This window comes from Armatimonadota bacterium (genome assembly GCA_017303935.1).
In the GTDB taxonomy this organism is placed as follows: domain Bacteria; phylum Armatimonadota; class Fimbriimonadia; order Fimbriimonadales; family Fimbriimonadaceae; genus JAFLBD01.
In genome coordinates this window covers 346,734-359,928 of record JAFLBD010000002.1, presented here as the reverse complement: position 1 = coordinate 359,928, position 13,195 = coordinate 346,734, and the positions used below count along the sequence as shown (strand labels likewise).

The window sequence follows — 13,195 nt, the reverse complement described above, 5'->3', positions numbered from 1 at the left end:
ACTAAAGCTAATCAGCCTTTTTCTCGAGCGAAATGAGCAACATCCCATCGGTGACCTGCTGCGATTTTTGTACTGGCACCGAAACCACCACGCCATCAAACGGCGCAATGACTGGCTGCTGCGTTTTCATCGCTTCGAGTACCAATAATTTTTGGCCTTTTGTCACCGATTCCCCAGGGGAAACCATCAAATCAATGATCATTCCGGGCATAGGTGCAAAGAACTGGCCCGAATCTGCTCCGCCAGCGGTGCCCTTTGCCGCTTTCATCGGTTCAATCTCGAAGACATCGCCGTCGAAACTCACCCAGGTCTTGTCGCCGTGCCTTGCCACAAGCGCCGTTTTCGCGCCGTCTTTGGTGCGAAACGAAAGCCGGTCACTCATGAAAATGACATCCAGCTCCGAGCCGGGCGCAATCTCTGTTTCGACTCCATTCACCAGGAATTTCATTGGCTTTCCATCTTGACCCGGGCAGCATCGACGAACGCTTTGAACAACCGCTTGGATTCAGCCGCTTCTGGGCTGCGTTCCGGATGCCATTGGACGCCGATCATCCAGCGAGTGCCAGTGCCCTCGATCGCTTCAACCGTTCCATCTTCGTGCCGAGCAACCACCCTCAAACCATCACCGACTTGGTCGACAGCTTGGTGATGATAGCTCTTGCCACCCACTTGACCCTCGGCCACAATCGCGCCGAACTTAGAATCTGCAGAGACTTCGTACTTCTGCTCGGTACCGCCCGAGTGATAATCTTCCACCACGATATCAGGCAGGTGCTGGTGCAATGTCCCGCCGTGCATCACGTTCATGAATTGCGAACCGTAGCAGATTCCAAAGACCGGAGTATCGGCATCGATCGATTCGTAGAGCACCTTTTCCGCGCGAAACCGTTCGGGGTCTTGTAGTTCCGCTTTGGGATGCAAAGGCTGTCCGAAATGTTTGGAATCGATGTCGCGCCCACCCGGGATGAGTAGTCCGTGCAGCACCTTGCCGAGTTCCTTGAGATCGGCGACGGTTGGAACGATCACAGGAATTCCGCCTGCTTCGACCACCATTTCGCAATAGTTCGTACGCAGCTTGTATTGCGGTCCCATCACACCGTCCGACGGATCGCGATAGATATCGACAGTGATTCCGATCAGCGGCTTGGTTAATCCAGAGGAATTAATTGCTCTATTCCCTCCACGTTCGATTTGATCGCGTTGATAAACTCGCTTGCGCCGACTCCGTTGATCAGACGATGATCGAACGTCATCGCCAAGTTGACGTATCGGCGAACCTTGAGTTCCGAAGTCGTTTGGTCGAGGCCGTTGTAAGCTTCACCAAGGAACAAGGTTGCGACGGATGGCGGGACCACAACAGGCACCGCATCGCGCAATCCAAACGCTTGCATGTTGGTCAGACTCAGAGTGACTGCCTCGTGAGCTTGATCTTGCCCGTTGCGCGCCAAATCCACTTTCGCTCGGACTTGAGCCGCAAATTCTGGCCAAGAAAGTTTGTCCGAATCGTCCACAACCGCAAGCACGAGTTCGTCACCAGGCAATGCTACCGCAATGCCTAGATGGGCGTGGTCAAAGGTTCGCAGGACGCTATCGCCGACCAAAGTCGTTCTGAAGGCCGGGAACTGGCGGAGCGCTTCGCTCACCGCATAGGCAAACATCGTGAATCGGCTTGGTTGGAAATCACCACCCTTCGCTTTGTATGCGGCAGAAACTCGCTCGATGCCTTCCCAAAGTGTTGCGACAGTGATCGTGCCCGGAACGACTAGCTGATTCCCGCGCACCAACCGCGAGCTGAGGAGCCGTTGCTTTTGTGGCATCGCCTTTTCGGAGCAGGCAAACGCTGAACTCGGGGCCGATTTTGCAGCCGCGGCAGGAGCCGGAGCAGTGCCTCCACTCAAAAACGCGTCTACATCGGCAGGCATCAACTTCGATCCGCTGGCTGGGATCGATTGCAGTTGTGCTTCCGTGAGCCCCTTTTCTTTGGCGTAGGCTCTCGTTCGAGGTGGGATATCGGTTCGTCGAGCACCACCGGATGTCGCTGCAGGAGCTGCCGCCGATGGTGTTGCCGCGACGGTTGGAGCAGGACCGTGATGTGCCGGGGCAGAGACATTGACCGCACCGCTCACCTTCATGAGAGCTACCTGCGCACCAATCGGCAAAACCGTATCCACTGCAGCGGTCCATTCCACCAGAGTGCCTTCGTATGGCGATTCCACGTCCATCACCGCCTTGTCGGTTTCCATCTGATAGATCGCTTCGTCTCGCTTGATAAAGTCCCCAGGTTGCTTGAGAACCGCAACGAGGCGGGCTTCTTGCAGCCCTTCTCCGATCATCGGGATCAGCAATGGAATCGCGTCCGATGCAGGGGCGCTAGGAGCCGCGGCTGGAGGCGCCGGGGTGCCATGCGCTGCAGGAGCTTCTGCCGAAACGCCATCGGCCACATCCATCTCCAAAATCTCGGCGCCAATAGGAAGTACGGTATCGACATCGGCGAGCCACCGAACAATCGTTCCAGCGTAGGGCGACTCCACGTCCATCACCGCTTTATCGGTTTCCATCTGATAAATCGCTTCATCGCGACGGACAGTGTCACCGGGTTGCTTTAACACGGCGACGAGACGGGCTTCTTGCAACCCCTCTCCAATTTGTGGAATTCGAACGGGAACTCGTGGCATACGACACCTTTGGCGTGAACTTCGCTAATTTTGACACAGCCAGAAGGGCTACATCAGGGAACGAGAATCCGAAATGCGACGATTGCGGCAGAAACATGGACATTCATGCTTCGCCCTTTACCAAACATCGGGATGATGACTGCGCCATCCCGGTGCTTCATCACGCTTCCGTAAACGCCGTTCACCTCGTTTCCAAGCACCAGACAGACCTTGTCGGGCCATTCATACTCGTTGTAAGGCACGGCCCCCTCGGCGATTTCGATCGCCACCAGTGAGTACCCTTCAGCCTTTATGGCGAGTGCAGCGTCTTCGTGGTGCTTGAAATATCGGCTCGGAATCCGGCGATGGTGCCCCATCGAAGTCACGTGAATCTGAGGATGCGGGCTTTGTGGAGTCTTACCCGTCAGGATCAGCTCCTTTGCCCCTACCGAATCGGCCACGCGGTACATGCTGCCCACGTTGTACGGATCGTCGAGGTCTTGCAACAAGAACACAATTTCGACGGGCGGTCTATCCGCCTTAAACTCCTTGTGCAGCTTTCGGACCCCAGTCTTGCTTCGAATCGTTTTTTGCCCCGTTTCGTGTGCCATCAACTCCGATATTCTGAACCGTGATTCACCCGAATTGGGTAAACCGACAAAGATGAAACTAGCCCAAGATGCCGCTCTTGTATTCATCGGCGCAGGAATCGGTGCAGTTTTGCGCTGGTTCATCGGGCTTTACATTCATGGCAATTGGCCAGTGAACACCTTCATCGTGAACTCCGTAGGATCGTTTGCGATTGGAGTGATGGCTTCGGTCATTGCTCGCAATACAGGAAGCTATTCGTTCTGGGTCATCGGCCTTTTGGGCGGCTTCACGACATTTTCATCGTTCTCGCTGGAATTTCAGCGGCTGGTGACCGATCGTGGGGTCGCCGCTGCGCTTGGGTACGCCGCATTGACCAACGTATCGTGCTTGCTTCTCTGCGCGCTTGGAACCACGCTCGTTCCCAAAGGAGTCGCCTGACCCTTGAGCGCATACGAATCGCTTCTTCGCAAAATTCTGTTTCGGATGGATGCAGAATCCGCCCATAACTTAGGACTTGCAACAGTTGCGGGAGGATTGGTTCGGACAAAACTTGTCAACGATCCACGGTTGCGGACTGAAGCGATGGGCATCAACTTTGCAAATCCCATTGGGCTTGCGGCGGGGATGGACAAGAACGCGGTGGTGGTGAACCACTGGCACCAACTCGGGTTTGGATTCGCAGAAATCGGCACCATCACACGGCACGGTCAGCCTGGTAATCCGAAGCCACGGCTGTTCCGCATCCCCGAAGAAAGGGCGGTGGTCAACAGAATGGGCTTCAACAATCAAGGTGCTGCGGCCGTGGCGGCACGCCTTGCGCATTCTTCACCAAAAATCCCGTTGGGAATCAATCTCGGCAAATCTAAAATCACCCCGCTCGATGAAGCCGGGGCAGACTACGCCGCCAGCTTTGCCGCGCTTAAGCAGTTTGCGAGTTACGTGGTCATCAACGTGAGTTCGCCGAATACCCCGGGATTGCGAGAGCTTCAACAACTCGAATCACTCCGAACAATCTTGGACGCGATGGCACCCGCCGAGTCCGATCCTCCGATCCTAATCAAGATTGCGCCAGATCTTGACGACGCCGATCTAATTGAAATCGCTCACATGACCGCCGAGTTGCCCGTAGCTGGCCTGATCGCGACGAATACCACTATCGACAGGGCGGTCCTGAAACGCGATTGGAATGAAGCTGGAGGTATCAGCGGTGCGCCATTGAAAACGAGGGCCAACGATGTGATTCGGCTACTTCGCGCAGAACTGCCGGCCGGCAAAGTCCTCATCGGCGTTGGCGGCGTGTTTAATGGATCGGATGTGATCGAGAAGCTGCGGCTCGGGGCGGACTTGGTGCAAATCTACACCGGCTGGGTTTATGGTGGGCCGAGCACTGTGCCCAAGATGCTTCTTGAGCTTCTTTCTGAGTGTGACAAGCTTGGGTTGAAGTCCATCAAGGAGCTTCAACCCAAGCGGTGAGCTATTTCAGTCGGGCGGCGTACTTATCGCGAAGCATCGTGTGCTTGCTCACCATCTCGACCTGCTTGCCCTTCAGCATCACCATCTGAACTGAAGTTTTGCACTCCAATGGGTCACCGTTGGTGACGATCAAGGTAGCGTCTTTGCCTTCGGTCAGAGACCCCAGGTGATCTTGTAACCCGAGAATCTCGGCGGCATTCAAGGTCAGGGCGCGAATCGCAGTTTCGTTGGATAGTCCGTAACCTTGGGCCATTCCGGCTCGAACGACCATATCCATCGTCATTGCGTTGTCCTCGCTTTGGAACGCAAACTTGATCCCCGCGCGTCCGAGCATCGTCGGCATGATGTACGGCGAGTCATACGGATCGTAGCTATTCACTGGCGAGTTGGCGTCCAGCGGCGATTCTCCCGCAGGAGTGATCAGCACTGGCATCCCAGATTTCTTGATTTCTGGGAGCACCTTCCAACCTTCTGCCGCGCCCGAAAGAATCCCCTTCAGCTTGTTTCGCTTGCAGAAATCAATCGCAGTCAGGATGGACTTCGACGTGCGGACCCGCATCAGGATTGGCGTCTTGCCTTCCACGACCGGAATCATCGCCTCCATCTGGAGACTGAGCGGAGTCTTGATCGGATCCTTCTTGCGGTTCTCGATGTAATCACGTACGGACTGGAAATAGTCTTCCAATTGCTTCATCCGTCCCGTGATGTTCGGCGGAGCCTCCCCTTGCTGTCGCCGATTCGGCGTCTCTTGATTTTGCGGTGCCGCCATCGGGCCTTGCAAAGCCTTCTGGAATTCGGCTTCTTCAGCTTCGTGATCGTGCTCTGTCACTCCGTCCAAGATGTCTTCGATCGAAAGTCCCATGCATGCGCAGGCTTGCTTTCTAGGGCCGCCTCTGAATCCACCCACGCTAGGCACGTTCACAACCATCGCGAAGTCCGAGCTGATGGTGCGGAGCTGGGTATTCCAACCCCAGGTATTCACAATTCCAGCTCGACCTGGCACCAGACCACCGGCAGGCCGGACCACTGCAGTCAAGATTCCGTTGCACATCGCCGGTCCGAAGTGAGCACTCTCGCTTTGGACTGCGGTCGCTGCCTTCAGATCTGGTTGGAAATCACCGTTGTCGGTGACATCCAAGCTCACGCTGACAGGAGAAATTTCGCTCAGTCCGAGCAGCGAACTGCAGTCGAAGAACCCAGGGTAGACCCGCTTGCCCTTGATGTTGACCCGCTCATAACCTCGTGGGACCGTCGATCCGGGCATGACAGACTCGATCTTGCCTTCCGAGATCAGGACCGTTCCGCTTTCGATCATCGGGCGATCCACGGGGAAGATCATTCCTCCGACTAACGCGATCTTTGAACCCTCGGCTTTAGGTTCAAATGGAGCTTGGTCCGGTGCTTCGTAATCGAGCTTTGGCTTGACCACACCGTCGATATTGAACTTATCACGACGAGTGAACAGAACTTCACCTTCAATCATCGTCAAGTTCACTTTGCTGTTGGCGTTGAACGGATGCCCCGAATAGAACACCAAATCCGCGTCTTTGCCGACTTCGATCGAACCCACTCGGTGACCGATACCCATTTGTTTGGCTGGATTGAGAGTTACCGTGCGAAGTGCTTCGTTCTCGGTCAACCCTTCACGAACCAGCCGCGCCGCGTCGTAGATCAGCGCGGTGGTGCCTGATGTACCGTCGGTGTTGATTGAAGTCAGCACTCCCGCTTTGTAGCAGATCGCTGGTCCCGCCGGAATCGCATCATAGCCTTCCAATTTGAACGACCAATTGTCCTGGAACATGGAAACTGGGACTCCCATTTCGGCCAGCTCTGGTGCGACTTTGTAAGCCTCCAAAGCGTGCTGCATCGCGCCGATTTTGAACCCATATTCCTTGCTCAGCCGGGCCATCATCAGAATCTCGTCCGCGCGGTAGCTGTGGCACATCACCCAGATCTTGCGGCGCAGGACATCGCTGAGCGCTTCGAGTCGTAAGTCCTTTCTTGGCGGAGGGGTCTTTCGATCGCTACGATTCCATCGATCCCAACCTGCCATGTAGGTTTTTGCCGATTCAAATGCTCTCCGGTAGACCGCTTCTTGTCCCATGCGAGTGGCCGGGAAACGGGTCGAGGGCTGAGAACTGCTGGCACGGGTCACGTTTTCACCCAGTGCGAACTTCACCATGCGCGGCGCATCGGCAACCATGGACTCCTTGACTGAGTGCTTGTATTTGAACTTGATGACTTGGCTCTGCCCACCAATTGGATTCGCACTGCCGTGCAATGCCATTCCCGATGTTTCGCCGCTGGCGAGGGCTTGCCACCATGTGACATCGTCCGGATCGAGCATGTCTGCGATCCGAACTTCGATCGTGATCGCATCCGCGCCTTCGTTGGTAGCATCAATACCTCGGTGAATGTGGGCGTCCACGATTCCAGGCATGACCACTTGGTCCGACGCATCAATGACCGGCCCCGCGTATTTGATGAATGGTCGTGGGGCGCCCAGGTACACGATCTTGCCATCGGCGACCTGAATCTCGGCGTCCTTGAGAGTTTCTCCCGACACCGTAATCACACGCCCAGCATGGATCAAACAGTTGCCGGTTGTTTTGATCTTCGGGGCGCGATCCGCTTCCGATTCATAGGGGAATCGGTACTCTTGCGCACCGGCGATTCCGGCAACGACGAGCGCCATCAACACTAATCCGCTCTTCATGGCTTTGCCTCCTCTTCTTCATCCATCGGTGCATCAATATCGCGCAATTGTCCCGCGACGACCACGTACTTGATGGTGACTTTGTCCTTGCTCAGATCACCGTTTGCGATCGTGAAATACGCTTGCTTTCCGACTTCAATTGAACCCATCTGCTTGTCGACTCCAAATAGTTTTGCGGGCATCAACGTGACTGCTTGCAAAACCGTCTTCCAATCCAGCCCTGTTTTGAGAATTCGGCGGATATTGGTCAAGAAGTTCGAACTCCCATCCCCCATACTCGTGATTGCAAACGGAATCCCTGCTTCCTTGAACCTGAGAAGATTCTCTGATCGCTTCTTCCAGTCCTCGGCGCGTTCGTTGAAAACGTCCTTTGGAAGGATCAAATCGGGGTCATTTGACTTGGTTGGCGCGATCCCGATGGCGATGTTCGCGAGGACCGGAAGTCCGGATCTTTTGATCTCATCCAGCCGCATAAATCCGTTCTTGGCACCTACTAGCATGGCCTTTGAGCCGAACTCATCGACCAAGCCGAGCGCGCGAGAAATATCTCGCTCACCGTCCGCGAAGAACATCAGCGGTTGCTCGCCGCGAAGGACGGGGAACAGCGATTCTAGCGGTTCTAGATTCTTCGGCCTGTCTGCAGAAGGCGTCTGCAGCATTCGCTGCGCGTCCAGCATCGTCTGACGGTAGGTTGCCATGATCGCGAATGGGGTGGTCGGATACCCAGATTGTGGCCCAGTCCCCAGTCCGGTAACTTGGGCGACTTTGGGCTGAAGAAGGACTGGAACATCCTTGCTGCCCGAAAGGTTGACAAGGCAAGACTGTCCTCGGAAGGTACCGGCAGCATTGGCGATGACTGCGCAGGTGAAACCTGCCTCATTTGCCGCTCCAACCGCCGATTTAAGGTCCAGATTTTTCGAAAGATCGAGATCAGGCCACACGCCCTTGCGATTCAGTTCGCGCATGGTGGGTGGTGCGGTAGTGACCACGTCTAGCGGCGGATTTTGCGGAACTTCGGGCAGTTTATAGCCCCGTGTCATGCACCCGTCGATGAATCCGGGATAAACAGTCATCCCTTTCGCGTCGACTTTTTTGAACCCGGCAGGCGCATTGCCCGTGCCGACATAAACGATTTTGTTGTCTTTAAACGCGACAGTTCCGGACTCAATCGTCTGACCAGTGCCGGTTTCGATCCGAGCACCTACTAGCGCAACCCCCTCGGTTTGCGCCAGAGACGAAGAAGCCAATGCCATGCCGCAGAACAGCAGAATTTGCTTTCTGGTAATCAAATTGTTCCCCTCTTGATTGCATGATCATAGCCCAAGAAAAGTCACTGTGGGCGAACACGCGATACAATTGCAGTACTGGTGGAACACGCTCTAAAGGTTCTGGAATTTGAAAATATTCAGGCTCGATTAGCAGATCATTGCGAATCGATGCTTGGTCGCGCGTTCGCCTCAGAACTCTTGCCGAGCTTCGATCCCAAAGTCGTCGAAACGAGAAAAGCCGAAACGTCCGAGGCAATCGAACTGGCAAATGGTGATCTGTTGCCGCCCCTTGGGGGTATCCACGACGTTCGCCAGGCCTGCATCAAGGCGAGCAAAGGCGGCACTTTAGACGGCCTGACGCTCTACCAAATCGGTTTTGCGATGAGCGTCATGCGGCAATGGGTACAGCTCCTTAGGTCAAAGTCGTTCCAACATCCACACCTACACGAGCTCTCCACCACGTTTTTCGATGACCCAAAAACCGTAACCGCGATCTTCGACAGCTTAGATTCTGGAGGAGAAGTTCTCGACTCGGCATCCCCAGAATTGGGCAGACTTCGGAAGAACATTCGAAATTCAACTCACCGCCTAACTGAGAAAATCAATAAGTACACCACCGGCGCGGCGCGAGATTATCTGAGCGACCCGATCGTGACTCAGCGCAACGGCAGATATGTGGTGCCCGTGAAGTCGGAGCATCGCGCCAAAGTCAAAGGGATCGTGCACGATTCCAGCAGCTCGGGGCAGACGGTCTACATCGAGCCGATGGACGTCCACGAGATCGGCAACGCTCTTCGGCAGGCCGAAGCCCAGGAAGCTGCCGAAGTCGCCAGGATTCTCCGAAATTTGAGCGAGAGAATCGGCGCAAACGGCGGTCAAATTGCGGTCGGCATTGAATCGGCGGGAAAGCTCGACCTTATTCTGGCCAAGGCTCGATATGGATTCAGTTTTAATGGAGACCTTGCCGCAAGCGCACCGCCTGGATTTATCAAAATCGAGCGTGGTCGACACCCGCTGCTCGATGAACAGGTAGCGGTACCGCTTTCGCTACAGATTGGCGGCGACGTGACTACGCTACTGATTACGGGACCTAATACCGGCGGCAAGACGGTCACCCTCAAGACCGTTGGCCTGTTTGTGACGATGAACCAATGCGGAATTCCAGTGCCCGCAAGCCGGACAAAAATCGGGATGTTCAGCCAAATTTGGGCAGACATCGGCGACGAACAAAGCCTTCAACAGTCCCTGTCGACCTTCAGCGGGCACATTCGAAACATCGCGGAAGCGATACGATCCTTAACTCCCAACGCGCTGGTTTTGCTTGACGAAGTCGGCGCAGGAACCGACCCTCAGGAAGGCGCAGCCCTTGCAAGGGCGGTGTTGATCGAACTTCAGCGCGGCAAAGCCATCACCGTCGCGAGCACGCACTATGGGGAGTTGAAGCTGTTCGCGGCGAATACCGAAGGATTCCTGAACTGTTCGATGGAGTTTGACCAAAAGTCGCTCAAGCCAACATACGTCTTTCTCGAAGGTACTCCTGGGAGCAGCCACGCGCTCAAAATCGCGGAGCGCAATGGCCTTCCGAAGCGCGTGATCGAGCTTGCCCAAGCGGATCAAGGCGTCGAAGAGAAAGACATCGCCGCTATGCTGGAGCAGTTGGAACTCGCGCAGAAGCGAGCTCAAAAAGCTCAGAGCGAAGCTGATCGACTCGCGCACAAATTGCGCGAAGAGGAAAAGCGAGCCGCCAAAGCGCTGGAAGAAGCCGAGCGAATTCGAAAGACAACGAAGCAGGCGATCGTGGCGGAAGTTGAAGAAGAAATGCGGCGGATTCGGGTGGAGTCGGCGGAGCTTTTCGAGCAAATCAAAAAGGCAGGAGCTACGTCAACAAATGATATTCGCGAGAAGCTCAAGACACTCCAGCGCCGAGGGGCCGAAGTCGCGGACCGTGTTCGACCTGAAGAGAGTCAAGCTGCAGCTGGAACCGCAAGAATTGCCAAGGGACAAACCGTGATGGTTCGAAATCTCAACCAAAAGGGGTTGATCCTAGACGACCCAAAGGACGGTCGCGCTACGGTACAAGTTGGCCCCGCCAAAATGAAGATCGCCCTTGAGGACCTGATCTCGGTCGAAGTCCCTGTGCCGACAAAGGTCATTCAGAAGGCGAGCAAAGGGGTGATCTTGCAAAAGGCCCAGACCGCGCATACAGAACTAGATATGCGAGGCGTCCGCGCAGAAGAAGCGGAGCACTTACTCGAGAATTTCCTGGATGAAAGTCTGTTGGCTGGGCTCGAAAACGTGAGAATCGTCCACGGCAAGGGCGAAGGAATTCTTCGGGAAATGACCCGCAATTGTGTTCGGCGACATAAAGGCGTGCAAAACTACCGGGATGGAGATTCCAACGAAGGAGGACACGGTGTTACCATCGTCACGTTTAAATGAACTGCTAGCAGCAGCTGAAACGTCAAGAAATCGCGCCTATGCTCCGTACAGCCAGTACCGAGTCGGATGCGCAATCTTGGGTGAAGATGGCGTGATTTACAGCGGATGCAACGTCGAAAATGCCAGTTACGGCCTCGCGATTTGTGCTGAGAGAAACGCAATCTCGACAATGGTGGCAAACGGATGCCAACGCTGGCTCGAAGCCGTTGTTGTGACCAAAGATTCAGGTTCGCCTTGCGGAATGTGCCGCCAGACCCTTTCTGAATTCGCACCAGATGATGCACCCGCGTTTGTCCATTGCTTCGACGAGAACGGCAACAAGCTCTCGCATTCGATTCAAGAACTCCTTCCCTACGCATTCAAATTGAAATGAAACTCCATCGAAATCTTAAAGCTGGACTATTGGCCAGCGCGCTCAGCACCGCATTGGTGCTCGTTGTCATCGGCTGCGGAGGCGGTGGTGGTGGCGGTGTCGTACCGGGCGTTTGCTCCGATCCGTATGCTGATCTGCCTGATACAGGATCAGGAACCCGAGTCCGTGGGCGCGTGCTGACGCTCGGCGGAAATGTTGTGCCCAACGTCAGGGTGAGAATCTATAACAGCGGCGGTACCGAACTCGGCAACGTCGTGACGAACTCGTGCGGTGCGTACTACTTTGCGCCTGGATCTACTCCTGCGAGTTTTCAGCTGGACAGTTCGACAATTGTTTCCACGTTATACAAAGAGTACAGGTTCAATGGATCGTGGTATTCATCCGTCGTCGCGGGATGCCGAGCTTCTTACACGGCTTTATCTGCGGGGAATCTGAACACTCTTCCAACGATCTACATGGATAGGACGATCAGTCCTCCGCCGCCACCGCCAACCGGATGTCCTTAATCCGTTCGAGGATTTAGTTCGCGATCCAGCGGTCAGCCGATTCGGTTGGCCGCTTTCCTGTTAGGATGGACTCCAAACTCTGGCCTTCAAGGGTCCGGTCGATCTTGGACTTGTCCCAAACCTTGAAGTAGCCCAGGCCACCTCTCGCGAGTGTGGTCGGCATGGCGACCTGATAGGTAGCCGAATCGCTCAACTTGGAATCTCCAACTTGAACGCTGATGATTCGCTTATCGGGGGCAGCCGACTTTGAATAGGTCACCGTCAAACCGCTGAGCTGCAGGAATGCACTCGACGGCAACGGCGCGAGACTCACCGAGCGCTCCAGTGCGAGGCGAACCTGCGCACCCGTCAACTTGACCACCGAAAGCGTATCGGTTGGATAAACCATGAGTTGGCTCAGGTCGGTGACGGCATCGACGGATTTGACGAGTCCAGCCGGGAGAAACGCCATGTCTGCGCCCGTGAGCTGTCGGAAAACATCCGCGGCCGCTTGTGACGGCTTGTGCGATTCCAGTTCGGGATTTGACGCCCAAGCCATCACTGGCCCAATTGCGAGCGCAGCGAGAAGAGTTATGGACATCAAATTTTGAACTTTCATTGCAATGTTTCCCGTGGGAATCGAGTATCTGACGTACGAGCGGCGAACTGAGTTCGTTAACCTTGGGGCTAAAGGCTCAGTTCGCCGCTCCGTCGAGGCGATCCTCTACTCGTGTTAAATTATTGGGTGATCAGTCGACGACCTTGATACCCATGTTTCGAGCGGTACCAGCGATAATCTTCGCGGCTTGCTTGATGTCATCGGTATTGAGGTCAGCAATCTTCTTTGCGGCAACTGCTTCGAGTTGGGCTTGGGTGATGGTGCCAACCTTGTCCTTCAACTGGTTGCTTCCGCCCTTTTCGATGCCAATTTCGCGCTTGATCAAGTCGCTGCTGAGTGGTTGCTTGACCACAAAATTGTACGACTTATCTTCAAAAACGGTGATTTCGACCGGCAGGGTGAATCCCATTTGTGGAGCGGTTTGTTCGTTGAATTTCTTCAAGAACTCCATCATGTTGATACCAGCCTGACCGAGTGCCGGACCGACTGGAGGAGCTGGGTTGCCCTTACCTGCTGGAATATTGAGCTTGATGACGCCCTGAATTTTCTTTGCCATGATTCAAATCCTGTAGTTTTC

General features: G+C 55.0%; 13 protein-coding genes. 5 read left to right on the top strand and 8 right to left on the bottom strand.

What is annotated here, in order from left to right:
* Positions 1 to 7 precede the first annotated feature (7 nt).
* The 4 genes from J0L72_06345 to J0L72_06330 are packed head-to-tail and all read right to left on the bottom strand — an operon-like array spanning position 8 to position 3,265.
* Complete coding sequence (locus J0L72_06345) at positions 8 to 448, bottom strand: hypothetical protein (protein MBN8690397.1); 441 nt, start codon at positions 446 to 448, stop codon at positions 8 to 10.
* Positions 445 to 1,092, bottom strand: a complete 648-nt coding sequence (locus J0L72_06340; GenBank protein MBN8690396.1) for a gamma-glutamyl-gamma-aminobutyrate hydrolase family protein — start codon at positions 1,090 to 1,092, stop codon at positions 445 to 447. The genes J0L72_06345 and J0L72_06340 overlap by 4 nt, the downstream gene beginning before the upstream one ends.
* Before the next feature lie 56 nt (positions 1,093 to 1,148).
* The gene (locus J0L72_06335) at positions 1,149 to 2,675 is read right to left on the bottom strand and encodes a 2-oxo acid dehydrogenase subunit E2 (protein MBN8690395.1); all 1,527 of its coding nucleotides are present in this window, start codon (positions 2,673 to 2,675) and stop codon (positions 1,149 to 1,151) included.
* 53 nt (positions 2,676 to 2,728) lie between these two features.
* Positions 2,729 to 3,265: a tRNA methyltransferase gene (locus tag J0L72_06330; GenBank protein MBN8690394.1), complete on the bottom strand. Its 537-nt coding sequence runs from the start codon at positions 3,263 to 3,265 to the stop codon at positions 2,729 to 2,731.
* Positions 3,266 to 3,317: 52 nt separating this feature from the next.
* Between J0L72_06330 and J0L72_06325 the strand changes: the two genes are divergently transcribed.
* The gene (locus J0L72_06325; protein ID MBN8690393.1) at positions 3,318 to 3,683 is read left to right on the top strand and encodes a CrcB family protein; all 366 of its coding nucleotides are present in this window, start codon (positions 3,318 to 3,320) and stop codon (positions 3,681 to 3,683) included.
* 3 nt (positions 3,684 to 3,686) lie between these two features.
* The gene (locus J0L72_06320; GenBank protein ID MBN8690392.1) at positions 3,687 to 4,718 is read left to right on the top strand and encodes a quinone-dependent dihydroorotate dehydrogenase; all 1,032 of its coding nucleotides are present in this window, start codon (positions 3,687 to 3,689) and stop codon (positions 4,716 to 4,718) included.
* Between the two features lies 1 nt (position 4,719).
* Here the strand turns inward: J0L72_06320 and J0L72_06315 are convergent, their stop codons facing one another.
* A complete protein-coding gene (locus J0L72_06315) occupies positions 4,720 to 7,434 on the bottom strand; it encodes an amidohydrolase family protein (GenBank protein ID MBN8690391.1) in 2,715 nt (904 codons plus the stop codon).
* The gene (locus J0L72_06310; GenBank protein ID MBN8690390.1) at positions 7,431 to 8,723 is read right to left on the bottom strand and encodes an amidohydrolase family protein; all 1,293 of its coding nucleotides are present in this window, start codon (positions 8,721 to 8,723) and stop codon (positions 7,431 to 7,433) included. Before J0L72_06310 ends, J0L72_06315 begins: the two co-directional genes overlap by 4 nt.
* 78 nt (positions 8,724 to 8,801) lie before the next feature.
* Between J0L72_06310 and J0L72_06305 the strand changes: the two genes are divergently transcribed.
* Genes J0L72_06305 through J0L72_06295 form a run of 3 tightly spaced genes read left to right on the top strand, consistent with a single transcriptional unit; the run spans position 8,802 to position 12,020 of the window.
* A complete protein-coding gene (locus J0L72_06305) occupies positions 8,802 to 11,141 on the top strand; it encodes an endonuclease MutS2 (protein ID MBN8690389.1) in 2,340 nt (779 codons plus the stop codon).
* Complete coding sequence (gene cdd, locus J0L72_06300; GenBank protein MBN8690388.1) at positions 11,089 to 11,514, top strand: cytidine deaminase; 426 nt, start codon at positions 11,089 to 11,091, stop codon at positions 11,512 to 11,514. Before J0L72_06305 ends, cdd begins: the two co-directional genes overlap by 53 nt.
* Positions 11,511 to 12,020 (top strand): carboxypeptidase regulatory-like domain-containing protein, encoded by a 510-nt coding sequence (locus J0L72_06295; protein ID MBN8690387.1) that lies wholly within the window; start codon positions 11,511 to 11,513, stop codon positions 12,018 to 12,020. Before cdd ends, J0L72_06295 begins: the two co-directional genes overlap by 4 nt.
* 13 nt (positions 12,021 to 12,033) lie before the next feature.
* Here the strand turns inward: J0L72_06295 and J0L72_06290 are convergent, their stop codons facing one another.
* Both J0L72_06290 and rplK read right to left on the bottom strand, forming a co-directional pair.
* Positions 12,034 to 12,600, bottom strand: a complete 567-nt coding sequence (locus J0L72_06290; protein ID MBN8690386.1) for a 5'-nucleotidase C-terminal domain-containing protein — start codon at positions 12,598 to 12,600, stop codon at positions 12,034 to 12,036.
* Positions 12,601 to 12,748: 148 nt separating this feature from the next.
* Positions 12,749 to 13,174 (bottom strand): 50S ribosomal protein L11, encoded by a 426-nt coding sequence (rplK, locus tag J0L72_06285; GenBank protein MBN8690385.1) that lies wholly within the window; start codon positions 13,172 to 13,174, stop codon positions 12,749 to 12,751.
* Positions 13,175 to 13,195: the final 21 nt, after the last annotated feature.